The 24,109-nt window shown below is 38.6% G+C and carries 22 protein-coding genes; 17 read left to right on the top strand and 5 right to left on the bottom strand.

The window, feature by feature from the left end; translation table 11 throughout:
* Nucleotides 1-2: 2 nt before the first annotated feature.
* The 8 genes from KNQ03_RS07370 (at nt 3) to KNQ03_RS07335 (ending at nt 8,840) form a co-directional block, all read left to right on the top strand.
* Nucleotides 3-1,127: a polysaccharide biosynthesis C-terminal domain-containing protein gene (locus KNQ03_RS07370; protein WP_214724087.1), complete on the top strand. Its 1,125-nt coding sequence runs from the start codon at nt 3-5 to the stop codon at nt 1,125-1,127.
* Nucleotides 1,124-2,251 (top strand): non-hydrolyzing UDP-N-acetylglucosamine 2-epimerase, encoded by a 1,128-nt coding sequence (wecB, locus tag KNQ03_RS07365; RefSeq protein ID WP_214724085.1) that lies wholly within the window; start codon nt 1,124-1,126, stop codon nt 2,249-2,251. The genes KNQ03_RS07370 and wecB overlap by 4 nt, the downstream gene beginning before the upstream one ends.
* Nucleotides 2,251-3,372 carry a glycosyltransferase gene (locus KNQ03_RS07360; protein ID WP_214724083.1) on the top strand — a complete coding sequence of 374 codons (1,122 nt, stop codon included), beginning with the start codon at nt 2,251-2,253 and terminating at the stop codon, nt 3,370-3,372. The genes wecB and KNQ03_RS07360 overlap by 1 nt, the downstream gene beginning before the upstream one ends.
* Nucleotides 3,373-3,399: 27 nt before the next feature.
* On the top strand, nt 3,400-4,824 hold the full coding sequence (locus KNQ03_RS07355) for an oligosaccharide flippase family protein (RefSeq protein WP_214724081.1): 1,425 nt from the start codon (nt 3,400-3,402) through the stop codon (nt 4,822-4,824).
* Nucleotides 4,821-5,423 carry an acyltransferase gene (locus KNQ03_RS17210; protein WP_285800524.1) on the top strand — a complete coding sequence of 201 codons (603 nt, stop codon included), beginning with the start codon at nt 4,821-4,823 and terminating at the stop codon, nt 5,421-5,423. The genes KNQ03_RS07355 and KNQ03_RS17210 overlap by 4 nt, the downstream gene beginning before the upstream one ends.
* 20 nt (nt 5,424-5,443) lie before the next feature.
* Nucleotides 5,444-6,778: an O-antigen polymerase gene (locus KNQ03_RS07345; protein WP_214724078.1), complete on the top strand. Its 1,335-nt coding sequence runs from the start codon at nt 5,444-5,446 to the stop codon at nt 6,776-6,778.
* 3 nt (nt 6,779-6,781) lie between these two features.
* Nucleotides 6,782-7,948 carry a nucleotide sugar dehydrogenase gene (locus KNQ03_RS07340; protein WP_149427878.1) on the top strand — a complete coding sequence of 389 codons (1,167 nt, stop codon included), beginning with the start codon at nt 6,782-6,784 and terminating at the stop codon, nt 7,946-7,948.
* 352 nt (nt 7,949-8,300) lie between these two features.
* Nucleotides 8,301-8,840, top strand: a complete 540-nt coding sequence (locus tag KNQ03_RS07335) for a hypothetical protein (protein WP_214724076.1) — start codon at nt 8,301-8,303, stop codon at nt 8,838-8,840.
* 112 nt (nt 8,841-8,952) lie between these two features.
* Here KNQ03_RS07335 and KNQ03_RS07330 read toward each other — a convergent pair whose 3' ends face one another.
* Nucleotides 8,953-11,283, bottom strand: coding sequence for a bifunctional diguanylate cyclase/phosphodiesterase (locus tag KNQ03_RS07330; RefSeq protein WP_251140243.1), 2,331 nt, complete (start codon nt 11,281-11,283; stop codon nt 8,953-8,955).
* Nucleotides 11,284-11,420: 137 nt separating this feature from the next.
* On the bottom strand, nt 11,421-11,864 hold the full coding sequence (locus KNQ03_RS07325) for a hypothetical protein (RefSeq protein WP_214724074.1): 444 nt from the start codon (nt 11,862-11,864) through the stop codon (nt 11,421-11,423).
* Between the two features lie 238 nt (nt 11,865-12,102).
* Here KNQ03_RS07325 and KNQ03_RS07320 point away from each other — a divergent pair, with 238 nt between their 5' ends.
* Nucleotides 12,103-12,921 carry a tyrosine-type recombinase/integrase gene (locus KNQ03_RS07320; protein WP_214724072.1) on the top strand — a complete coding sequence of 273 codons (819 nt, stop codon included), beginning with the start codon at nt 12,103-12,105 and terminating at the stop codon, nt 12,919-12,921.
* Here KNQ03_RS07320 and KNQ03_RS07315 read toward each other — a convergent pair.
* Both KNQ03_RS07315 and KNQ03_RS07310 read right to left on the bottom strand, forming a co-directional pair.
* Nucleotides 12,902-13,735 carry a tyrosine-type recombinase/integrase gene (locus tag KNQ03_RS07315; RefSeq protein WP_214724070.1) on the bottom strand — a complete coding sequence of 278 codons (834 nt, stop codon included), beginning with the start codon at nt 13,733-13,735 and terminating at the stop codon, nt 12,902-12,904. The two genes, KNQ03_RS07320 and KNQ03_RS07315, sit on opposite strands and share 20 nt — an antisense overlap.
* On the bottom strand, nt 13,732-14,166 hold the full coding sequence (locus KNQ03_RS07310; protein ID WP_214724068.1) for a sigma factor: 435 nt from the start codon (nt 14,164-14,166) through the stop codon (nt 13,732-13,734). The genes KNQ03_RS07315 and KNQ03_RS07310 overlap by 4 nt, the downstream gene beginning before the upstream one ends.
* A 505-nt stretch (nt 14,167-14,671) precedes the next feature.
* Between KNQ03_RS07310 and KNQ03_RS07305 the strand changes: the two genes are divergently transcribed.
* From KNQ03_RS07305 to KNQ03_RS07280, 6 genes are all read left to right on the top strand, one after another.
* Nucleotides 14,672-16,627 (top strand): DUF1430 domain-containing protein, encoded by a 1,956-nt coding sequence (locus KNQ03_RS07305; protein WP_214724066.1) that lies wholly within the window; start codon nt 14,672-14,674, stop codon nt 16,625-16,627.
* Nucleotides 16,624-17,235, top strand: a complete 612-nt coding sequence (locus KNQ03_RS07300; RefSeq protein ID WP_214724064.1) for an ABC transporter ATP-binding protein — start codon at nt 16,624-16,626, stop codon at nt 17,233-17,235. The genes KNQ03_RS07305 and KNQ03_RS07300 overlap by 4 nt, the downstream gene beginning before the upstream one ends.
* A gap of 744 nt (nt 17,236-17,979) precedes the next feature.
* Nucleotides 17,980-18,405 (top strand): hypothetical protein, encoded by a 426-nt coding sequence (locus KNQ03_RS07295; RefSeq protein WP_035410480.1) that lies wholly within the window; start codon nt 17,980-17,982, stop codon nt 18,403-18,405.
* Between the two features lie 71 nt (nt 18,406-18,476).
* Entirely contained in the window at nt 18,477-19,934 is a 1,458-nt protein-coding gene (locus tag KNQ03_RS07290; protein WP_214724062.1) for a hypothetical protein, read from the top strand.
* Between the two features lie 4 nt (nt 19,935-19,938).
* Nucleotides 19,939-20,589: an ATP-binding cassette domain-containing protein gene (locus KNQ03_RS07285; protein WP_035410473.1), complete on the top strand. Its 651-nt coding sequence runs from the start codon at nt 19,939-19,941 to the stop codon at nt 20,587-20,589.
* A gap of 35 nt (nt 20,590-20,624) precedes the next feature.
* Nucleotides 20,625-21,701 (top strand): hypothetical protein, encoded by a 1,077-nt coding sequence (locus KNQ03_RS07280; RefSeq protein ID WP_251133276.1) that lies wholly within the window; start codon nt 20,625-20,627, stop codon nt 21,699-21,701.
* Between the two features lie 122 nt (nt 21,702-21,823).
* On the opposite strand, the gene KNQ03_RS17170 is transcribed toward KNQ03_RS07280, so the two are convergent.
* Nucleotides 21,824-21,955, bottom strand: coding sequence for a hypothetical protein (locus KNQ03_RS17170; RefSeq protein ID WP_256443266.1), 132 nt, complete (start codon nt 21,953-21,955; stop codon nt 21,824-21,826).
* A 79-nt stretch (nt 21,956-22,034) separates the two neighbouring features.
* On the opposite strand from KNQ03_RS17170, the gene KNQ03_RS07275 reads away from it, so the two are divergent.
* Nucleotides 22,035-22,706, top strand: a complete 672-nt coding sequence (locus KNQ03_RS07275; RefSeq protein WP_214724058.1) for a response regulator transcription factor — start codon at nt 22,035-22,037, stop codon at nt 22,704-22,706.
* A complete protein-coding gene (locus KNQ03_RS07270) occupies nt 22,703-24,088 on the top strand; it encodes a sensor histidine kinase (RefSeq protein ID WP_214724056.1) in 1,386 nt (461 codons plus the stop codon). The genes KNQ03_RS07275 and KNQ03_RS07270 overlap by 4 nt, the downstream gene beginning before the upstream one ends.
* The last annotated feature ends 21 nt before the right edge of the window (nt 24,089-24,109 follow it).

The following is a 24,109-nucleotide window of genomic DNA, read 5'->3' as shown; positions in this document are numbered from 1 at the left end:
AAATGAAAGTACTCGTAACTGGTGCAAATGGATTTATCGGTAGAAATTTAGTCGCTCATTTAAAAGAAAATCAAGAAATAGAAGTGCTGTCATTTACTCGAAATGAGACAATGAATGATTTGAAAGCACTTGTCAATCAAGCAGATAAGATTGTTCATCTAGCAGGCGTTAATCGTCCCGTTAACGAGAAGGAATTTACTGAAGGCAATCAAGAATTGACGAGTCAATTAGTTGAGTATGCTCTTCAATCTGAACAAAAACCTTCGATTGTTTTGTCCTCATCAATTCAAGCTGATTTAGATAATGCTTACGGTCGAAGTAAATATGCGGCTGAAAAAGCGGTCATTCAATATAGTCAAGATGCTAAAGCCAATTCCTATATTTTTCGATTGCCCAATGTGTTTGGTAAGTGGTGTCGACCGAACTACAACTCAGCAGTTGCCACATTTTGCAACAACATTGCAAATGATTTAGAAATCAATGTACACGACCCTTCAATCAAAGTGACACTCGCTTATATTGATGACGTTATAGAAGCAATAATAAACGTGTTATTTAATGATTTAGAAGTAAAAAAACCTCAAGCGATTTTTGCTGATGTGACTTTCACATACACAAAAACGCTTCAGGAAATAGTTGATTTATTACAAAGCTTTAAAGCTATGCGAGATAATTTACAACTTCCGGATTATAGTGATTTTTTCGTTAAAAAACTATATACAACATATCTATCTTATCTAAAAGAATCAAAGTTTTCATATTCTTTGACGAAGCATGAAGATAATCGTGGTTGGCTAAGCGAATTAATCAAATCACCGCATATGGGACAAATGTTTGTTTCGACCACTAAGCCAGGGATTACTCGTGGAAATCACTATCATCATACGAAAGTTGAGAAATTTATCGTCATTCAAGGTAGAGGAATGATTCGCTTTCGACATATAGAGCGAAATGATGTATTAGAATATGAGGTCTTTGGCGAAAATGTAACAGTAGTGGATATTCCACCAGGATACACACATTCTATCGAGAATATTGGATCAACTGAAATGATTACGTTGTTTTGGGTAAATGAGCAGTTTGATACGCAAAAACCAGATACTTATATGAATGAGGTAATGAAATGACTAAATTAAAAGTAATGACAATCATAGGAACAAGACCTGAAATTATTCGTTTATCAGCAACGATCAAACGTTGTGACGAATTTTTCAATCAAGTTTTAGTACATACTGGGCAAAACTGGGATTACAGCTTAAATGAAGTGTTTTTTGAAGATTTAGAACTTAGAAAACCAGATCACTTTTTAAATGTTGTTGGTAATCATTTGGGTGAAACCATGGGTAACATCATTGAAAAATCATATGAGGTAATGAAAAAAGAAAAACCAGATGCGTTATTAATTTTAGGCGATACGAATAGCTGTCTAGCAGCAATTTCTGCTAAGCGTTTAAAAATTCCTGTATTCCATATGGAAGCTGGAAATCGTTGTTATGATCAAAATGTTCCAGAAGAGATTAATCGTAAAATAGTGGATCATACATCAGATATTAACTTAACATACACGGAGCATAGCCGACGTAATTTAATTAGTGAAGGAATTCGAAAAGATCATATTATGGTAACTGGCTCTCCAATGGCAGAGGTTTTAAAAAATCAACAAGGCAAAATAAATTCTAGTAATATATTAGCAGAACTAAACTTAGAACAAAATAACTACATGGTATTGTCTGCTCATAGAGAAGAAAATATAGACAATAAGCAAAACTTTAATCAATTAATAGATTCTATAAATTATATTGCTAAAAAATTCGATAAAAAAATAGTTTTCTCTGCTCATCCAAGAACATGGAAAAAGATAGAGGAAAATAACGTCGAATTAAATAAAAATATTATGAAGTTAAAGCCATTTGGATTTAATGACTACAATGCTTTACAGAAAAATGCATATTGCGTTTTATCAGATAGTGGAACGTTATCAGAAGAATCATCAATTTTAAGTTTTCCAGGTGTTTTGATTAGAACTTCTACTGAGAGACCTGAAGTCTTAGATAAAGGATCTATCGTCATTAGTGGCTTGAACAAGGAAACTATTGAAAATAGTATAAATATCGCATCGAATTCAGTAAAGTATGAAGAAATCACAAAGTCTCCGGTAGATTATCAAGATGAGAACGTATCAATTAAGGTTGTGAAAATAATCCAAAGCTATACTTCAATTATTAATAGAGAAATATGGAGAAAGGCTTAATGAGAAAAATATTAATTTTCACAGAGTATTTTGAACCTGGTTATAAAGCTGGCGGACCAATTAAATCTATTAAAAACATGGTTGATTCATTAAAAGACCACTTCAATTTTACCATTATCACAAAAAATAAAGATTTAGGTGATGAATGCAGTTATTCAAATATAGATTCTGATATTTTTTACAATCGAGAATGGGGAAATATACTGTACACTGATTTAACAAAATTAAACATTATTGAGATAAAAAAAATGATTAATAAGGTCAATCCTGACTATATATACTTAAATAGTTTTTTTTCTCCTTTAAGTGTAAAAGTTTATTTGTGTAGATTACTATTAGGAATAAATCCGGAGATTATAATAGCGCCTCGTGGTGAGTTTTCTCCAGGAGCATTAAATATAAAAAAGAATAAAAAAAGAATATTCCTAAGTTTTTTTAATTTGCTTCCTTTTAATTTTAAATTTCATTCTACAGATAAATTAGAAACAAAACACATTACCAATCAATTTCATAATAAGAAAATTTATTTGGCACCTAATTTACCTGATCCTTACACTAACATCGATAAAATAATAACAAAAAATGAGAATGAACTTAATCTAATATTCATCTCAAGAATTAGTCAAAAAAAGAATTTACATTTCCTTAATAGTATTTTTGAAAATATAAAGGGTAAAGTCAATTTAGATATTTTTGGACCTATTGAGAGTCAAGAGTATTTTAATGAAACAATGAAAATGTTAAAAAGTAATAAAAATTTGAGTGTTAATTACAAAGGTCATATAGAAAATTCTAAAGTAAGCAATACTATTAGAGACTATCATTATTTTATTTTACCAACACTAGGTGAGAATTATGGTCACGCTATAATTGAGTCTTTTCTTGCTAAAACTCCTGTAATTATTAGCGATCAAACTCCTTGGCGAAATCTTAAAGATTTAGATATAGGATTCGATATCGATTTGACAAATAAAAAAGAATGGGTTGAGTCAATAAATTTATGTTTATCTGAGAATCAAGAAAAATATAACGAAAGAATTTCAGCAATTGAGAAGTTTATCGTTAAACTGAACTCGGAAAGAAATAGAAATATAGAATTATCAAAAAAAATTTTTCAATAAATATTAATGTGTGTTAGGGGAAGAATTATGAATTCGTTGAAACTTAAAAGTATTTTTCTAGGGGTTAATAAAGTAATAATTCTATCCTCTAACATATTATTGCTAATGATTTTATCAAGAGGCTTATCTATTGATGAATATGGTGAATATAGATTATTAACAACATATTTGTTAATATTGAATACAATTTTAACTTTCGGTATACCGTCTGCTATTATGTACTTCTTGAATAAAAATAATAATGCATTCTTAAATGAACTTTTATTTTTGACTACAATGATCTCTTTTGTATCACCAGTCGTTTATACAATTTTTTTGTTGTTAATTGGAGATTATAGTTTAAGTTTAATGATAGTATTAATTTTAGTATTTCTTTTAAATTTATTAAGTTTATGGCAAGATAATTTTTACATTATTTATGATAAAATTCGATTGTTATTTTCTAGTAATGTTTCTGCTAATGGATTTTTAATATGTTCTATAGCAATAGGAACATATTTTTTTAATTGGGATTTAAAAGAAGTGTTTATTGCACTGTTAATCAGAGAATTAATTAAACTAATATATTTTTTTATTTTCTTAATTTCAGTAAAAAAAGACTTAAAAGTACAAATTAATAAAAGTGATTTAAATAAAATTATTGCTTTTATAATACCTCTATTTATAGCGAGTTTAGTTACAGTTGTTAATATGAATATAGATAAAATATATGGTTCTATTTTTTTCACTAAAAAAGAATTTGCTTTTTTAGCAAATGCTTCTTACGAAATCCCTATAATGTCACTTTTAGGGTACGCAGTGTTTAATACTTTAATACCAAAAATTAGAAATTTACAACATAATAAAAGAGAGGTAACAATTTTATGGAATAGGGTTGGAGAAATAATGATAGTAATTATTTTTTCGATAATAATTCCCTTAATTTTTTTCTCAAAAGAAACTTTATCGATTCTGTTTTCGGAGGAATACGAGGCTGCATATTTGGTATTTATAATGTATCAATTAAGTGCTCTTTCTAGAATATATATTTATAGCACTATTTTTTTAGCACTTGAAAAAAACAAAGTTTATTTAATGAATACAGTAATAAATTTGATTGTTAACAGTATTTTAATCGTACTCTTTGGATGGATTTTTGGTATTTATGGAGTAGCACTAGCTATGCTACTTACAAATATCAGCTTAATGATTCGTCAGAATATCCAACTAAAAAAATATTTGGATTGCTCAATCCTTGAAATATACCCATTAAAAAAATTTCTTCAGGCACTTTTAATTGGATTAATTATATCTGGTAGTATATTCATCATTTATAAACTGCTGTATAGCTATGATCCACTAACTTCACTAATTTTTATTTTCATAAATGTAATTCTCTTATTTATTGTATACAGTTTTACTATCAATAAAGAAATAGTCGAATTTTTATGGAGGGTTTTAGTAAAAAAATGAAAAAAAAACTACAAATTATAATGAGGAAGATACCGTTTTTTAAAGATATGTTCAATGTATTAGATAACAAAATTTATGTGAATATACCTCAATATATTTTTTTAAAGCTCACTCGTTTCAAAGGAAATGTATTTTGGCCAGTTCATAAAACATCTCACGTTTTTGGAGATGTTACGATTGGTATTAACAGTAATGTAGGAGCTAATAAAGGTATCTATGTTCAAGGAATTGGCAAAGTAAGCATTGGAAATTACACTATAATGGCTCAGAATTCTGGAATTGTAAGTGCTAATCATAGTGTTTATAACTATAACAAACATGAACAATCAGAAGTTATAATAGGAGACTATTGTTGGATAGGTATGAATGCAGTTGTATTACCTGGAGTAACTCTTGGTAATCATACAATAGTAGGTGCTGGGGCAGTAGTCACTAAAAGTTTTGAAGAGGGCTATTGCATCATTGCCGGTAATCCAGCGAAAATTATAAAAAAGCTAGATATCGATCAGTGTGAAAATTGGAAAGATGATAAAGAGTATATAGGATATATTCCAGTAGAGAAATTAGAGTATTACTCTAAAAAAGGTATGATGAAATGATAATTTTTCTTAGTTTAATTTTGTCTTTAATTCTAGTTTTAATGTATGTAGTAGATAGCAAAAAAAATAAAGATATTTTTTCCCCTGTAAAATTATCCACTTTATTTTTGTTTGTTTACAATGTTCCCTTTATAATTAATTATTATTTTGATAAGAACATTATTGATTCAAGAATTGATGCAAAAGTAGAAGATTTAGATTCAACTATGATTATTTATATTTTGTATATGATTTTTGGTGTCTTTGCTTTATATCTCGGTATAAACTTCTCTAGAAAAAGAAAAATGAAAAAAATAAATAAAAACAGAGGTTTTCACTTTTTTAATCTTGAAAGCGAAGCTCGATATTTAACTGCTACGATTTTAGTTTTTTCATTAGGATTGATCTTTTATATCGATTTTATTCAATCTGTAGGTGGATTTACTTTTTGGCTCAATAATATCGCAAACAGAGCTGCATTTACTACAGGTAATGGGTACTCTACTTTATTTATCAGTTTACTACCTATCAGTGTTTATTTTTACATAGGAACATTTAACTTTAAAAACAATATGTTGAAAAAAATCATATTAATTTCACTAGTGTTATTTACTTTTATAATTTTAACAACTTTAGGAGGAAGAAAATCGTCTTTAGAGTTTGTAATATTTTGTATAATAATTTGGAATTACAAAATAGGAAAAATAAAAAATTTAAAGAAAAAAATATTACTTTTATCACCTTTAGCGATTTTTTATATGATTGCAATTCCAATATTAAGAACTAGTCAAGATATTATGGGATATATAACTGATATAGGAGGGTTCTCTAAAGAAGTATTATCTAATCTAACATCAATTATTACTGAAGTTAGTTATGTAGGACATTATTTGTTTATTATTAATTATTTTGATAATCATGAATTTTGGTTAGGAAAAACTTTTAAGGATTTATTTTTTGTTGTGATTCCTAGAAGTTTTTATCCTGATAAACCGCCTGTTGATGATGGGGTTTACGTTAAAAGCTTAGTAGAGGGAATGAACATAGCTCCAAATGCCCCTTACACCACTCTGTATAAATCTTCTTTACCTCCTGAAACTTTTGGGAATATGTATTTGAATTTCGGGTTTATAGGAGTATTGATTGGTATGTTTTTATTAGGTCTTATATTCAGACAATCGTACGAATACATGATAAAAAATGAATATAACCTTTTTTCTATCCTTATTTATGCAAATATTATTATAAGTTTCCAACTTTCGAATTTGAGAATAACTCAATTTTTCTCTGATTTATTGCTTTATATGATTTTATTTAGTGTGTTTTTTACTTTTAAAATATATAAAAACAACAATTTATCGCAAAAGAGGTATTAAATTATGAAAATTACCGTTGCAGGAACTGGATACGTCGGTCTTTCAATGGCCGTATTACTCGCCCAGCATAATGAAGTCACATCGATTGACATCATTAAAGAGCGAGTCGAACTCGTCAACAACCGTAAATCACCAATCGTTGACGCAGAAATCGAAAACTTCCTTCAACATAAAGAGTTGAATCTTCATGCGACGACGGACAACTTCGAAGCTTATAAAGAAGCAGAATTCGTCGTTATTGCAACACCGACGGATTATGATCCAGTACGTAATTACTTCAATACACGGACAGTTGAAAGCGTCGTCGCTACGGTACTTGCGATTAATCCGGATGCGACGATGGTCATCAAATCGACCGTACCCGTCGGTTATACAGAAGAATTAAAAGAAAAATTTGATACACCGAACATCGTCTTCTCACCAGAGTTCTTGCGTGAAGGACAGGCGTTACATGACAACCTTTATCCATCGCGTATCGTCGTTGGTGAACGGTCAGAGCGTGCGCAACAGTTCGCTGACTTATTACTGCAAGGAGCAGTGAAGAAAGACGTTCCTGTCTTATTGACTGACTCGACGGAAGCAGAAGCGATCAAGCTCTTCTCGAACACCTATCTTGCGATGCGTGTCGCGTTCTTCAATGAACTTGATACATATGCGGAAGTACGAAATTTAGATACGAAGCAAATCATCGAAGGTGTTGGTCTCGATAGCCGGATTGGGAATCACTATAATAACCCTTCGTTCGGATATGGTGGGTACTGCTTACCGAAAGATACGAAGCAGCTGCTTGCGAACTATGAGGATGTTCCGAATAACATCATCGGTGCAATCGTCGAAGCTAACCGGACACGGAAAGACTACATCGCGGATACAATCATTAAACAAAATCCGAAAGTCGTCGGTGTCTATCGTCTAACGATGAAGACAGATTCGGACAACTTCCGTGCGTCATCGATCCAAGGTATCATGAAACGGATCAAGGCGAAAGGAATCGAAGTGACAGTCTTTGAGCCAGTCTTGACGGAAGATACGTTCTACAACTCACGTGTCATTCGTGACATTGAAGCGTTCAAGCAAGAATCGGATATCATTATTTCGAATCGGATGCATCCAGAGTTGAGTGATGTGGAAGAGAAGGTTTATACGCGGGATTTGTACAGTAGAGATTAAAGAATAATCGAAAGAGTGCACTTGGATGAAACGAACTGTTCACCCAAGTGCACTCTTTTTGTATGGATTTCCAAGGAAGTTTGAAAAGTTTATACTCCATTGTTTTTGAGTACGTAATACGGATACCATTTGTTAACTAGACTAATTGAACTGTGCGATATTCATCAAAATATCAAGTGTTTCACGTTGACCAAGAATCACTCCAATTTAGTATCTATATTTTTTATCTCTATGGCTGTAGATTATTAATAAAAAAGAATGATTTTATTAATAAGGTTAGCTTTGTAATCAAATTAATACGTGTTACATTTTTCATAACATAGTAGTTGTTCTGAAAAGGATGGTGGGGAAATTGAAAAGTAATACAAAAAAATACATAGGAATCGCTATGATCATAGTTATTGTTATTGCACTAGTAATTAATTATATGTATCCGTATAGCGCTTTAAGTGTGAATAAGAAAATTGAAGTAGATCAAAATAAAACAACAACTCGTTATATGAACAATCTAAAAAAACTGTCTGCAAATGTTTCAACTCTGTCAGAAAATCAATCATACAACGAAAAAATAAGTGCTCAGGTTGAGAACGTTCTCGCTTCTTCAACATTGAAAAAAGAAGAAATTAAAAAATCGGACTTACTAAAATTATTGAGTGAGATGAACGATTTAGTCAAAAATATCGGACATCATGTAAGATATCAACCGGAGTACTTCAATGAAAATCAGCGATCTTACCTCATAGAATTAAAAAACCATCTTCAAGTGAATTCATACAATACAAATCAAACTATCGAAGATTCTTTTTCTAGTAAAGCAGATATCAAAAAATCAATTAATGAGTTATATATAGGTATGAATCAAGATATTGAATTGTTGTTGATGCTTGGTTAATTTATCAGTACTTATAGAAAAGCACCTGGATATACAGATTCAGGTACTTTTCTTATTATAATGGTAAGGTGATTATCAAAAAAGCTTCACTGCGGAATTCATGGTTAATAAATTAGGCGCTTCCGTTCGACCGCAACATGTTTACATATCCGAAAAAATCATCTTCTTTTAGTGGTCGACTGAAATAATAGCCTTGGAAATAATCACAACCTTCACGCGCAAGCCAGTCTGCCTGTTCAACTGTCTCTACTCCTTCAATCAAGACCTCCATTTCTAAGTTATGACCAAGTTGGATCATCGATTGAACAATCGCTTGTTGGTTCTTACCATCAAATAACGAACTGATAAATGAACGGTCAATCTTCAATAACTGAATTGGTAATGAACGAAGTTGTTTAAAGGACGAGTAACCAGTACCGAAGTCGTCAAGGGAAACACGAATACCGAGTTCCTGTAGTCGTGCTAATTTTTCATAGGTAGCCGTCTCATACGATAAGGCGGCGGACTCCGTGATTTCGAGCTCGAGGTATGCTGGATTCATTCCTGTCTCCTCGAGAATTTTTTCGACGCGACGTAAGAACTTTTGACTCGCGAACTGAAGTGGGGAGACGTTGACAGCAATCGAAAACGGTTCCGGTGTCAAGTCTTGCCACGCGACCCAGCGTAGGCAGGCGGTACGTAACACCCAGTCACCTAGGGCATGAATCGCTCCGGTATTTTCAGCGATTGGAATGAATTCTGCCGGTGAGACGAACCCAAGCTCATCGTGCGTCCAGCGTGCTAACACTTCAACACCCGTCATGCGTTCCGTAGCTACTGCAATCTTTGGTTGATAGACGAGCTCGAAGGCTTCTGCTTCGAGTGCCTCGGTCATGAATTTTTCGATCTGGACGGTCCGTAAGATATCGTTTCGATTCTCGACCTTAAATTCCTTGATCGTGTTTTGCGCTTCAGTAAACGAAGCATGTAGTGCTAGTTTTGCATACTCGATCAGTTCTTCTGCTGTTGTTGCGTCTTCTGGGTAATGACTAATCCCAGCGCGCATCGTCAGCGTAATGACCGTTCCATCGATATCGAATGGTTGCGATAAGGCAGTGTAGCACTTCTCAGCTTTTTGAGTCGCCAGATGACTGCGTTCGTCAACGAGGAGAACAAGGAATTCCGATGAATCAAGACGTGCCAGAACATCACGCGCGTGAATCGTTGCTTGTAGACGTTCTGCAATCTGCAGCAATAGACTCTCAACACCTTTATGTCCGAGCATATCACTCAGAGAACGCCAACGGTCCATACTGAGCGAAAGGCAGGATACCGGAATTCCTTGTCTAATCTGTTCTTCGATGAAGAGCGTGATCTTGTCTCGATTCGGTAAATCCGTCAACCGGTCATGAAAGGCAAGGTGTTCGAGTTGCTGCTGAGACGAAACTTGATCCGTGACGTTGCGGAAGAACCATAGTGTCTGATTCAAGTTCTCTCCTTTTAGCGGATGATTGACGACTTCAAGGATACGTTCGTCGACGTGTAGCATCTGTTTCGTATGATCGGTTACATCAAGACGTAAAGCTACGTCATGCTCCGTTAAGTATGGATGACGTTCCGGGAAAAAATCATGGAACAGCGAGTTCGCATATTGGATTAGACCATCAGGATTCGTCGTGACGACACCATCTTCAGTGGATTCAAGAATCGTCGCTTGGATGAAGTCACGCTTACGTAACTGGAGGTCAAACAAGACGGAAGCGAAGAAGACGATGAATAAAAAGAGCGTGACGATTGAAACAAGTGTCAACAGCATCGCTGGTTCGATGACTTGATCACTCGTGAATGATGGAATCATCTGAAACTCTAAACCGAGCATCCCAACGTGATGCATCCCGGAGATCGCGATGCCCATGATGAGAGCAAAGAAGACTTTCGTCTGTACCAGCATCTGTTGTTTTGCGTAACGCGAAAAGAAACCGATCCAGAGTGCGGTCCAAGAAGCAGCAATCGCAATCAAGATCGAGAGTAAGACGTACCCAGCATGATACTGCAGGGTCATTCCCTGTAAAGCAGCAATCCCGACATAATGCATGCCGGCAATCGCACTTCCCATCAAAAAACCGCCAAGAACGAACGATTCACGGGACATGCGGCGGGCGACGAGATAAAAGCCGAGGATACATCCTGTCATCGCGATGATGACCGATAGAAAGACGAGCGGGAACGAGTAGGTCGCATCCTTCAAGGTACCGTGACCAAGCATCGCGACGAAATGCATCGACCAGATACCAAGACCTAAAATCGATCCACCAGCAATCAACCAAAGATGTTTCGAACGATCGGTCGCCGTTTTGACGCGTCCCGAGAGTTCAATTGCGATATAGGCGGATGTTGCAGCAATCAGATAAGATAACGTGACAAGTAAAAAGTCAGTATGAGCATGCATCGTATGGTTTGGCATGATGGATGGAGTCACCTCGGCAGAGTGGAATGTTTAATCGAATGGTAAAGGTGTAATCTAGATACCCTTTTTCATTCAATCATATACATTTTTTTCAAATAACATCTGACGGGTGAGGAAACATCAAAGCGTATCGATTATAGATGAAGACCGACGAGGATTTTATGATCCATTAATTTCGTATACTGGAGCGTATGGAAAAACGGATTTCCGAAGTCGCATGGTTGAAGATGGACATGAATCATGTGATAACTGTAAGACAAGTTGGGGTTTGCCTTTAGCAGATTCAAAATCGTCTGTTCTTGGGATGCTGGGCTGATGTCATAGATATGAAACGAGATGATGTTATGACGGATGCGAAACGGGGCAATCGTGAGGGTGAACGATTTATGATGGGCAAATCGATGTTCTTTTGAGACGGTCGATCCGGTAATCACGAGCTCATGTGGCGTGATGCGTAGTTTCGGGTGCCAAAAATCTTTAAATTCGGTTGCGATGATGTCGCGCAAGTCTTCTTCCGTCACATACGTCGTGACGAGAATATCTGTTGGATTGCCAAGATAGTCGTTATCCGTATTCATATGTAAGCTCCTTTATCGATTAGTGGAGGGAATCAATGCGCTGTCGTTCAGGGTAAAGAAAGGTATGCTTTTTCTCCTGATCTGCAGAACATAGATTCAATATGATTGTAACTTTTTTCCTTATTTTTGTTTTTCGTTCATTGATTGTTTAGGGAAAGCGATTCTTGATATTTCATCAGAAATCAATCGTGTACTCCATCGGCTGTCATGTCAGTCCCTACAAAAGGAGGAACCAGCTATGACCCACTATGACTATCTCGATCAGTATTTATTGACCGACTGCTCGCGGTCAGCTCATACGATCAAAGCATATCGGAGTGATCTTCGGCAAATGCGTTTGCATCAAATCGATTGGTCAGTCGCGTCCTTACGACGCTACTTTCACTGGATGAAAGCACATTATAAGCCGTCGACGATCCTGCGACGGTATCATGCCTTACACCGGCTCGGAAATGTCCTCGTTGAGCGACGACGGATCAAAAAGAATCCGATGGTCGAGATCCGTCCGATCGTCCATCAACGTCTTCAAGATGAGACCTATTATGATAGTGAAGAGTTGATCCCCGTAATTCGACAGATTCAAGATCCAACCTATCGCCTCTTCTTCGAGGTGCTCAGCCAAACGGGCCTCCGCTTCATGGAGGCCCGTTTGTTGACGGTGCAGGATTTTGATTTAGCGAAGAATGAACTGTATGTTCGTCACGGCAAAGGTGGGCGGACACGGACCGTTCCGATCGGAGAGACCCTTTGCGAAAAGATCGTTCTGTTTCTAGCAAATCGTACGACCGGCTATTTGTTTCAATCCGTCACGGAACGGATGATCAATGAACATGCGGCAAGGAAGGCGCTTCGCGAGGTCGGATTTACGTCCTTAAAGCGTCACGTCCGTCCGCATATGCTCCGGATCGCCTATGCGACCTATCTCTATCAGCAGGCAGGGTTGAAGTTACTCGATATAAAGCGTCTGCTTGGTCACGCCAGCATCTCGACGACGGAAGGATATATCCGTAGCCAGACGAATCACGTCCGGGACGTTCTTAATCGTCTGTCCGCTTGAGGCGATTGACTGACGTATGGGCAATATCGTGCAATGGTAAAACGTAGTGTTGGGTCGTCCGAACATCGCTGTGACCGAGTAAGCGCATGATCGTCAGAATGTCCGTCTGATGCACGTGATAAAGTGTCGTCGCGAACGTGACCCGGATGTCATGCGGTCGCAGGATCCGTCCGAGACATCGTTCACTTGCTTCTTTTAAGACACGACGAAACTTTGCCGGATTGACCGGTCGTCCACTATCTTCACAAAACAACGGCAGGACATCAGGACGGATCGTCTCGATGTAACGCGTCAGGACATCACGCAATGCATGATGCAGCGGAACTTGACGTGATTGATCGCCTTTACCACTCCGGACGAGTACCTGATCGCGCGCAAAGTCGACATCTGCGAGCTGTAAGTCACGGGCTTCCGAAAACCGCAGTCCCGTGTGCAGGAGAAGAAAGCTAAAGGCGTAGACAGCCTCGTCACGAATCGTCTCGAGGACACGGTGGACGTCGTCATACGTGAAGGCAAGTCGTCGGTAGGGTGCGGGAACTGGTTTTTTGACACGCACCAATGGATTCGTCTGGAGCGAACGTTCAGCGACCAGTTGATCGAACAGGATTGAGAGAGCATGCAGTCGTCGAGCGGCAGTTGCTGGAGCGTAAGTATCGCGTAGGAACTTACCGTAGCGTTGGAGCGACGGGACATCGATCCGTTCGACATGGCGACAGAGATGCCGTACATCCGAGCGATAGGCTTTTTTCGTCAAGGGACGATAGTCCGCCTGTTCGATGATCGCAAGTAAGCGTTCTTGATAATAGGTCATCATCCGAGGAGGAATTGGACTTTCTGCCGGAGTTCCGACTTCAATGAGCGCAGTCGCGCCGGGGAGTAACCGAGCGTCTCTTCCGTGCCGTGCATCAAGGCTTCGAGAAACGTGTACTCTTTATTCGACAAATCCCGTTTGAGTTCGCTGAGGAGATAATGAAAGGAGACGTTCGGGGTCCGAGGGAGTTCCGGCATCGTCTCGACCGCGACTTCAGTCGCAAGCGTCCGGTTGCGGGTCGCTAAGTAATCGAGCATCGCCCCTTTTGCCCGGATCCGGGCGAAGGTGACGGTCATGACCTTTCCTTCTTCAATTGATTTCCAAAGTCGTAGTAGGGCAGCTTGCCGGTATTCATCATGTTCGTTCGGGTGGATCGAGAGGCGGGACAGGAGGGAGTTGACGAGGGGAATCCAGTTACGTAGTAAATCGTTCATGGGTATCCGTTTCTTCAGATATGCATATCTGTTATGTATTCCGCGGTAGTTTTAGTATAAGTAGAGTTATCCGCTGGGCGCAACGCTCCATTTCTTCAATCATGCCAACGGTTTCTTTAACTTTCGATGAGCGTAAGCTATGTGATTTCCCATCCTTCCGTCCATTCGCTTCAGATAAACCCGCATTCTAGCGCGATCGCTTTCAGGATAACTCTACTTATCCGCTGGGGTGTTCGGAAAAAAAGAAATCAGTATCGTTCTACCAATCGAAAGATAGGGAGTAAGTCATGGGAGAAAAGAAAATTAAAGAAGCGATCTTCCTAATTCGCTTATAGTTCTTAGATTCCTAGTCGCAAAAGAGAAGCGAAGCTGCTGATTTTAAGGAATAGATGGCTATTGTTTTTAAAAGACGCGTTTTGTCGGATGGCTTGATAAAATTACATCTTTTGGTTATTCATGTTTCAAGGTAATCTGAACGTATTACTAAAAGATGGGAGGGAACCGGATGAAACGCTTGAAGTTAATGATTCTAACCGTGATGGTGTTTACGAGTCTGTTCATCATTGGAGAGAGTCGGATGCTGACACTTGAAGGATTCGCTGAATCATTCGTGTCGACGACGATCTATCCGAATCCGAAGATTTCGGAACAACAGATGCTAGCAGATATCGAGCGAGCCGCGACGAAACATCAAGTCGATGTCTTCACTTATGAAGAGACGCCTAATCAGACGTTCTCAAGTACGAAGACGATTTACGGAACGGTGGGTACTAAAGCGATGTTTGCTACCCGCTCAATCCAAGAGCAGGTCTATCAAAGCGTCTTTCTCGGTGATATTACGTTCCAGTTCAAGCCGTTATCCGAGCATCCTGCCGTTGCTTATACACCAAACTTTTACGGGATTGGTTCAGCTGCTGCCGTAAAAGCGTTTAAGATGGAGTTGATTGATACATACGCGGGGAATCATCCGCAACCGGGTTATAACGAGTCAGCAGAACTGTACCGTATCTTAGGCGTATTCGCTCTCGTCGCGATCATCACCGTGTTACTGACCTTCTATGAGCTGGCTGTCGTCAGAAAGGAATTACTCGTTCGTCTATCGATGGGCGAATCGTTAGCGCGATGGGTAACACGTTCGATTCTGATGGACTCCGGCATTTTGTTGCTTGCGTTCATCGTTAGTTTTTTGACACTCCGTTCGTTCACACCGATTGATCCATACCTGATGCTGTTCAGTGGTTTGATGGTTGGATTACTCGTCGTCAACGGACTGGTCTATCTTCGATTGCGACGTTTGACGATCAAAGAAGCGTTCTCAAACGGTCAGCGGTCGAATAAGTTACTTGTCTTTACATATGGCATGAAATTCGCAACAACCTTCTTGACGATCTTGATGCTCTCAACCAGTATCACGGTCATCGCTGAAGCCGTGACAATCTATAAACAACGGCCGTTCTTTGAAGCGAAGAAAACCTATTCGTATACCTACATCGGTCACAAAGTAACCTCTCCGCACTATTTGGACGAGAAAAGTTCCGACATCGCGGAACGAATCCAAACGGAACTGTACACACGCTTTTATGATGACTTCAAAGTGACATTGAGTACCCCGATTAATAGCTTCACGACGGCAGACCAACCGACTGTCTTGATGAACCGGACAGCATTTAATGAAGTGGCCGGGCAATTTGCGAATAGTTCTTCCGTCTTGAAGCATGAGCTGACGTTCTTTGCACCCGATGGGGTATCAATTCCAGCGAAGTCGACCATTGATAGTGGACTTCGTGAACTCGGACTCGGGGCGTATCTCGCAGATTCCTACCCGGTCGTCCATTATAAAGAAGATGTCGAAACCGTCGCGATCGATCAAAATCTTACTAGCGGGAGTACGCTCATCAATAATCCGTTACTCATCGTCGTCAATGAAGCAAAGCAACCGAAAGCATTGAAACAACTGTCGAATGTCTTACTCGCTGACGTCATGTATGAGCTTGATCAAGGAGCCTTTCAAGACTATGTGGCGGAGAAACAGATGACAAATGAACTCGTTTTGCAGACGAATGCGTGGGAGAAGTATCTTGGCATCTGGGAAGCAGCGAAACGATTGATGAATATGAACCTGATCTTTGTCATTCTGATTCTTAGTCTGGAGTTACTCGTCATCTGGACGGTGCTACGACTCGAGTATCAAGTGAACGCAATTGAGTTGTCGGTTCAAAAGGTGATGGGATACAGCATTTGGCAGAAAAACCGACGCCTGATCGTATCGACGATGGGGATTACGCTTGTCAGTACACTGGCTGTAGCGCTTACTGCCTATATCCTTGAGTTTTCTTCACCCGGGCTACTGTTAGCTGGCGGAGGATCCTTACTAGTGGCAGAAGGCGTCTTGCTAATTTGGCTGATTCGAAAGATTGAACGGGCAAATGTCCAGCGCATTTTAAAGGGGGGAAATCTATGATTGAAATCCGGCAACTGAGCAAGTCGTTTCAAGGGAAAACCTTATTCGAAAACCTATCGTTAACGATTTCTCAGGGCGACTTCGTCATCTTTTCCGGTCCAAGTGGATGCGGGAAGACGACGCTGCTTAACATGATTGGGGCGCTAGAGCCGATCGATACCGGAACGATTGTCGTCGACGGAAAGGATATCACGAACAAGCACAATCAACTGGCATACTTTCGGACGAAGCTTGGCTTCTTGTTTCAGAACTTCGCACTCGTCGACCAAAAAACGGTTCGGCAGAATCTCGAGATCGTTCAAAAACGCTATCGCTCCGGTAAGACGATCGAAGAAGTGCTGACTGCTGTTGGATTAAGCGACAAAATCGATCGAAAAGTCTTCATGTTGTCAGGTGGGGAACAGCAACGGGTCGCATTAGCTCGATTGATGCTGAAGCAGTGTGACATCATCTTAGCGGATGAACCGACGGGCTCGCTCGATCAAGTGAATGCTGAGCGGGTGATGGCGCTCTTACAAGAGTTGAACGATCAAGGAAAGACGATCATCCTCGTCACGCATGATGAAGCGATTAAACAACAAGGGAAAAGGCTGGTGGAGATAGGATAACGGAATGAACGATTCGCTGTTGTTGATTGGAGTTGTTCTAGTACTTTTTGTAATCAATCAAGTCTAAAATATTTGAAAGAAGTAACGCGTGAGCATTTTTTCGCTTGATTGATCGTCAGATACCTCTCCTTTTTAGGGAGAGTTTTTTTCATTAGAAACAGAAAATAGATTTCAAAAGTAGATTGATGTTATTTGAAACACAGCGATGGAATAAAAACGGATAAATTTTGAATTGGTCGGAATCCGTGACAAAGAAGGAATCGTCAAATGAGATGGATAGGGCTCATCATACTCGTCATGATCTTGGTGTTGCTCGTCCCTATTTCAAAACCATGTCAAATACTAATTACTAAAAAACAATTTACAGCAGCAAAAAAAGAACTTTTCTTTTATGCGAAGGCAAAGCTGTATGATTGCTTCACCATAAGAGAAAATGGTAAGTCTGCAACGAATTGATGACATTCATTTAAGGCATTAGGAGTGACTTTTGGTTCCATAATGGGAGGCTCTTTTTTATTTATAGTTATCCATTGCTTGTCAGAAGAAAAAGTTTAGCACCATTACTAAAGGGTGTTTCAAAATAATATATAAAAACAAATAAATTATAAGGTAAATAAATGATGGTAGAAAAACGAAAAATGGAAATTTTTTTCTAATTTGATGGTTGTTATCTGAAAATTTATGATAGGATTTTTACGAAAGGGTAAGTGTAAAAGGAAATGAAAATTTAGGAGGAAATGTAAAATGAAAAAAGTACTTACGTTAACTGCAGTATCGACACTCGCTTGTACGCTTGCTTTCGCACCTCAAGCAGATGCTTACCGAGCGACCAAAACTGTGAGCAGTGTCACGTCAAAAGCAGATTTACCTTACTTCTCTGATTTTAGTGGCTGCGGAAATTATAAAGCCTATAGCTCTACTACACGGACAGGCTTTAAAAGTTTAAAGCACCACGTCACATTTACGACAGTTGGAGGAAGTGTTTCATTCTCAGGTGCCGGCGTTAGCGGTAGCGGAACAAGCCCAGGGTACACGAAATCAACAAAGAGTAAATCATACTATAGTTCAGGAAATGTGTGTGGTAGTGGATTGACACTCTATTTAGGGATGAACACGACTACACATGTGGATTATAGCAACCGAACGTATACAGCTACTGCAAAGATTTGATCATTCGAACATAATTTAATCATTCCTTTTACACTAACCTTTCGTATTATGAACAGGAGTATCGAAACCATATGAAAAAAATAATCCTTATTTGTATCAGTTTTTTATTCATATTAGCTGGTTGTAGCCAAGGTGAAACGTTCATCAATCGAGATATACATAATTCAAACTTAGTGAAGACTGCATCTTCTTATCTAAAAACATCAGATGGTGGCTCTGTCTTTGAAGTAGATAGTCAGTTTAGTGAATCTTCAGCTATTAAAAATAACAGTACCTATCGTTTTCTAAAAAAGAAGTCAAAGAACTATTCGATTCAAAAATGTAATGAAAAGAGAAACAAGTTTTATTGTGACTTGATTGTTATGCAAATTAACGGTGAAGGTACATTGAATAGCAAACAAATTTCAAAAATCGACTCATTTTTTGATCTCTATTTTTTATACGAAACTGCAAATTCAATCAAAGAAGTCAGCATGATTCAAGACATAAAAGAGCATATTCACCAAATGAGAAAACCCGTTCAAGGTGATCAAATTGAATATTTATACTTTACACTCCTATCGCTTGAACTTGATTCTAATATAAGCACTTCTCTGACAAAAGAAACGATAAAAACAATCATTGACGAATACTCTAGTCAAGATTTGATGGATCCAAACCGTCCTATCTTGTTGTATGCAGCATTAAAATTAAACGATAGTCATAAATGGGGAATAAAGTTAGAACGTCTCCAATCTCTCTATCAGAATGAACAAAACCAAATCACACTACTATTTTGTGATGAAATCACATACTGGATACAATTACAAATTGTCGAGATGGTTATGGAGAACGATGCAGGAAAAAAAGCATTCGTAAACTTATTGAATCAAAATAAACCTTACACTAGTTTTTATCATTCTTTAGACAGTATTCGAAATCTGTATCTGATGTCTAACTTATTTGCTAGTAATAAATTGAAACATACAGAACAATACATCGAGGTGATTAATTCCCGCCTCGATACCCTCTTAGGAAGCGAAAAGAAGACGCAACAAAATTTGTACTTCATATCTGTCATAGATCAAATTTTAAAAAATGAAAATCGAGATTTGAGTGAGTTTCCAGATGTGAATTGTAACGATTTGAACAATCTATCGGAGAGATATTATTGTGGGAAAAACCAAGATGAAAATGATCTTTTTAATGAAAAGAATTTATTAGAAGAAAACAAATTATTAACAAAATTGTTGATTTATGATAGCGTTACATTGACCTCTTCACAGAAAAAAGAAGTGAAGTCATTATTTCCAACTGTCTTGAAATATGATGGGAAAGATGATTATGTCGTTTTGAATGTGTATAGCAGTATGATCACGGAGCATGAATTAAAAGTGGATACTGAGAAGATCAAAGAGCGTATAAAAGAGAAAGAATGCGGTCTTGGTTATTGTGAGAAAGCAGGAAACTATTCATTCGAAATGAGTGTCTATCTGAATAATATCTTAAATATTTTAGAGGGTGACGAAATTGCTAGGAGGTTTCGATGATTCGATGATGTCAATAAACGTAAATAACGTAAGTTTCGGCTATGGAAATCAAGAAATTTTAAATGACTTTTCTTTAGAAATTCAAAAGCCAGGCATTTATTCACTATTTGGTAAAAGTGGTTGCGGTAAAACGACTTTGATTAACATCTTGTCGTTGATACAGGCTCCTACGCATGGAGAAGTAGTATTGTTCAATCAAACGCTAGATTTTTCGAATAAAGAAAAGATTGATGAGGCGCGTAAACAAATCGCTTATTTCTTTCAGGATTTAAATCTCATTGAAGCATTAACCGTGCGTGAAAATCTCGAAATCATATCGTTGATTAATCATCAAAATATTGATGAAGAAAGATTAAAGCGATACAGTGAAAAAATCGGAATGTCGAAGAAATTAGATGTACCTGTCAACAATCTTTCAGGAGGAGAACGGCAACGGGCTGCTTTCCTAAAAGTAATGATTTTTGAATACAAATTGATTTTGCTAGATGAGCCAACAAATAATCTAGACAAAGAAAACATTGAAATGATCATGGATTTATTAAAGGAAATTAAGTCTGATAAAATCATCTTAATCGTTACGCATTCTAATTATGTAGTTGGCCAATCGGATCAAACATTTAACTTCAATGAATTGAATAGAGGAATTGCAGTATGAAAATGACCGTTTTTCATTACATGAAGAAGAAGTATATGAAACAGCTAAAAAAATTGACTACATTAAATTTTCTCCTTATCATTTTACTGTTATTTTCTGTTTTTACAATTTTTATATCAACAGAAAATATTCGAAATAACATTTTAAACAATGAGCGGCTTTCCATGGTACTTATTAACGGATACACTAAAAACGGTGAGTTTACGTACGATACAGAAAAGATAAAAAAGTTGGATAATGTTAAAGATTTGTCGTACGAATATGAGATTCCATTATCGTATTCAAATGGCGACGGTGAACAGGATTTCATGAACTGTCTGACGCTAAATCCAACGACACGAGATGCTATCAACTATCATAAACCGGTCAAAGGAAACGAAATCATTCTACCTGATTCATTTAAAGGGAACACGTTGAAGTTCACGGATATGGAGAACAAACCACTATCCTTAAAACAATCCTACTACGAAGGGTCAGGTATTTTCTTTTTAAAGGATAAATGTTATCTAGCACCTCAAACTAGCGCGAAATTAGCTGAAGAAATAAGTAAATCAGATAATTATTCTAGTGCTAAGTCGTTGTTAGTCAATATTACGAAAACAGAGTATATCTACGATTTTGTACAAGATTTTAATAACATGTTTGATGAAGAAAAAGCATATGTATACTATCAAGCGGAAGGATTAGAAAAACTTGTAACAGGTTCTAAAATGTCGATGTATCTGTTGATACTCTTCCAAGTAGTGTTACTTGCTATCGTCTTTATCTTCTATAGAAATAGTTTAAATGCACTGATCAAAACACTAAATAGAGACTTGTTGTCATTGTATATCAACGGGTTATCGAGTAAAGAAATTTCTCGACAATTTTATTCAACCATCGAATCCATGAATAAAAAAATATATCTGTATTCCTATGCTCTGATTGCATTATTTGCAGTAGGGATGTGGAAATACATGGGAATTCAGCCGCTTCTGATAATGGTCGCTGGATTAGTCGTTCTATTGTCACTCTTGATTGTGTTGAACAAACGATTCGTGAAGCTATTGATTACTCGGAAAATGAAGAAAGAGTTGTCTAACGACAACATCGTGTCCCAGTTGAGAAACTGACGTTGTTACACATACCGTAAGAGATAGAGTAGTTTAACATTTTATTTTGTAATGGAATAAGAAAGTTTTTTGATACCCTTTGGTCATTTAATGATCAAGGGGTATTTTTTATGCTGATACGATCATTGAGGATGGATGTCATCAAAATTCGATTCTGTAGCTAAAGTTCTTTTGTCATAATCTGATAAGAATAAATCTCGAATCGCTTCAAATGACAGATTCATTGTCTGTAATATTGTTTGTTGTTTTTGCATTTGTTCTCTCGGTGTGATTGCAAACGATTTCATGATACGCTAGGGGACAGAAAAACCTGCCTAGAAAGAAGGAATTCCTATGCATATTCTTGTCATCGATGATGAGGCGAGCATCCAGCATCTCGTCAAACTTCAACTCGAACTCGATGGTCAGACGGTCGAGACGGCAGCCAATGGAGCTGATGCACTTGCCCTACAGGCGACACAAACCTTTGATTTGATAGTCCTCGATTTGATGCTACCGGATACGACCGGTTTCGAATTGATTCCAAAACTTCGACAGACGACGCCTGATTTACCGATCTTGATGCTGACAGCGCGTGATCAGATGAACGATAAGATCATCGGGCTACAGCTCGGAGCGGATGACTATATGACTAAACCGTTTAACGGAACGGAGCTCGTCTTGCGTGTCAAAAACCTGTTGAAACGCACGAAGACGGTCGCGCCACCAGTGCCTGTCGCGACCGACCCGTTCTTATCTGTTGATTCCGAAGAACGAGTCATTCGGCTCGACGGTCAACCATTGCCACTGACGTACCGGGAGTATGCATTGCTCGCACTCTTCCTGACGCATCCGAAACGGGTCTTCGAGCGAGATGAACTGCTCGAACAAGTCTGGGGCTTTGACTTCTCGGGTCAGACCCGAGCCGTCGATATCATGGTCCAGCGCTTACGGAAGAAACTCGGAGCGCAAGGCGAACGGATCAAGACGATTTACGGTGTTGGCTACAAGTGGATCGACGCATGAAGCTACGCCAAGTCATCACGGAAAACTTCGTCTTGCTCCTCGTTCCGGCACTGCTCGTCCTCTTCTTGATTCTCTATGCCTTCATCCAATCGAACCTATATGAGAACGCCGTCGAGTCCGTCCAAAAACTGAGTCGGGAAGCGGAGCTCTATACGATGAACTACCTTGCAAGTGAAGAGACGGACTCGCTCGCCGATACGGCAGTCCCGATTGCTTCCTATCTCGCGGACCGATTCGATGCGCGCGTCCAACTGTTTGGACCAAACGCAGAACTGCTCGCTGATTCCGAACGCGATCAATTGCCGCTTCTCGCGGGAGACATCGATCAAGCGTTAAAAGGGAAGTCGAGTTATCTCTTTCTGAAAGAAACCGATGTTCCGGTGTTGTTCTTCTCGAGTCCGCTGTATGGCAAAACGGACGTCATCGGCTCGGTCCGTTTTCTCGTCGATCTGCGGACGGAAGCCGAACTGCTGCGGCAATTCACCTATGTCTTCACTGGCGTATTTCTGATCTTGATCGTAATTGCTGTTTGGACAGCACGGCGGATGGCAAAGACGTTGATTGGACCGATCGATGATTTACGGAGTGTCTCGCACGCCTTGACAAAAGGACACTATGCGCATGCGCTACCGGCGTATCCATATGAGGAATTAAACCGACTGGCAGCGGACTTCTCGACGCTTGCTGACGCAATTCAGCACAACATCGGACAGCTCGAACAACAACGAAGCGACCAACAGACGTTCATCGATCACATCACTCATGAGCTCCGGACACCGATGACGGCGATCATGGGCTATGTCGAGTTGATCCCCAAGCTACCCCCAGATGAAGCGGCGCATTGTTATCACTACATCGAAGTCGAGAGCCAGCGCTTGTTACGACTCGTCTCGCATAATCTCGAACAGGCGAAACAACAGCGCAACGAACGTCACATGACGTCGACGATGTTCGCGCTCGACGCCTTGCTTGCCGACGCCTTATTCATCATGCAATTGCGTCTTGAAGGACAAGGGATTCAAGTTAAACAAGATGTTCCACCGATCTACGTGCTTGGGCAACCCGATCAGACGAAACAAGTCTTGTTGAATCTTCTCGAGAATGCCGTCAAATACAGTGACGCGATGACGGTGACGTTTTCGAGCGTCAGTACGGATACGACCCTCCGACTCATCATGACGGATGATGGGATCGGTGTTGATCCAGCAGTGCTTGCCGAATGGGAGAAGGAGCAGCATAGTCTGACGACGGCGAGTGGGAATGGACTCGGTCTACCGCTCTGCCGGCGTCTGATGCAGGAACAAGGTGGCGATTTTGAACTTGAAAGTGATGTAAGCGGCACACGTATCACATTAACTTTTCGATTAGCGAATCAGACTTAATGTAATCGCTTACAAATGATA

Origin of the sequence: Exiguobacterium sp. s143, from assembly GCF_018618895.1 — a bacterium.
Lineage (GTDB): Bacteria > Bacillota > Bacilli > Exiguobacteriales > Exiguobacteriaceae > Exiguobacterium_A > Exiguobacterium_A abrahamii.
The sequence above is the reverse complement of the archived record's forward strand: the minus strand, read 5'-3'. Positions and strand labels throughout refer to the sequence as shown.

Excerpts from the sequence above, each read along its gene's own strand:
- KNQ03_RS07295 (WP_035410480.1), top strand. The coding sequence starts at position 17,980 with ATGAAAAAAGTACTTACGTTAACTGCAGTATCGACACTCGCTTGTACG.
- KNQ03_RS07290 (WP_214724062.1), top strand. The coding sequence starts at position 18,477 with ATGAAAAAAATAATCCTTATTTGTATCAGTTTTTTATTCATATTAGCT.
- KNQ03_RS07275 (WP_214724058.1), top strand. The coding sequence starts at position 22,035 with ATGCATATTCTTGTCATCGATGATGAGGCGAGCATCCAGCATCTCGTC.
- KNQ03_RS07310 (WP_214724068.1), bottom strand. The coding sequence starts at position 14,166 with ATGAACGATTTACTACGTAACTGGATTCCCCTCGTCAACTCCCTCCTG.
- KNQ03_RS07370 (WP_214724087.1), top strand. The coding sequence starts at position 3 with ATGAAAGTACTCGTAACTGGTGCAAATGGATTTATCGGTAGAAATTTA.
- KNQ03_RS07300 (WP_214724064.1), top strand. The coding sequence starts at position 16,624 with ATGATTGAAATCCGGCAACTGAGCAAGTCGTTTCAAGGGAAAACCTTA.
- KNQ03_RS17170 (WP_256443266.1), bottom strand. The coding sequence starts at position 21,955 with ATGCAAAAACAACAAACAATATTACAGACAATGAATCTGTCATTTGAA.
- KNQ03_RS17210 (WP_285800524.1), top strand. The coding sequence starts at position 4,821 with ATGAAAAAAAAACTACAAATTATAATGAGGAAGATACCGTTTTTTAAA.
- KNQ03_RS07315 (WP_214724070.1), bottom strand. The coding sequence starts at position 13,735 with ATGATGACCTATTATCAAGAACGCTTACTTGCGATCATCGAACAGGCG.
- KNQ03_RS07325 (WP_214724074.1), bottom strand. The coding sequence starts at position 11,864 with ATGAATACGGATAACGACTATCTTGGCAATCCAACAGATATTCTCGTC.
- KNQ03_RS07340 (WP_149427878.1), top strand. The coding sequence starts at position 6,782 with ATGAAAATTACCGTTGCAGGAACTGGATACGTCGGTCTTTCAATGGCC.
- KNQ03_RS07280 (WP_251133276.1), top strand. The coding sequence starts at position 20,625 with ATGAAACAGCTAAAAAAATTGACTACATTAAATTTTCTCCTTATCATT.
- KNQ03_RS07305 (WP_214724066.1), top strand. The coding sequence starts at position 14,672 with ATGAAACGCTTGAAGTTAATGATTCTAACCGTGATGGTGTTTACGAGT.
- KNQ03_RS07330 (WP_251140243.1), bottom strand. The coding sequence starts at position 11,283 with ATGCCAAACCATACGATGCATGCTCATACTGACTTTTTACTTGTCACG.
- KNQ03_RS07355 (WP_214724081.1), top strand. The coding sequence starts at position 3,400 with ATGAATTCGTTGAAACTTAAAAGTATTTTTCTAGGGGTTAATAAAGTA.
- KNQ03_RS07270 (WP_214724056.1), top strand. The coding sequence starts at position 22,703 with ATGAAGCTACGCCAAGTCATCACGGAAAACTTCGTCTTGCTCCTCGTT.
- wecB (WP_214724085.1), top strand. The coding sequence starts at position 1,124 with ATGACTAAATTAAAAGTAATGACAATCATAGGAACAAGACCTGAAATT.
- KNQ03_RS07320 (WP_214724072.1), top strand. The coding sequence starts at position 12,103 with ATGACCCACTATGACTATCTCGATCAGTATTTATTGACCGACTGCTCG.
- KNQ03_RS07285 (WP_035410473.1), top strand. The coding sequence starts at position 19,939 with ATGATGTCAATAAACGTAAATAACGTAAGTTTCGGCTATGGAAATCAA.
- KNQ03_RS07360 (WP_214724083.1), top strand. The coding sequence starts at position 2,251 with ATGAGAAAAATATTAATTTTCACAGAGTATTTTGAACCTGGTTATAAA.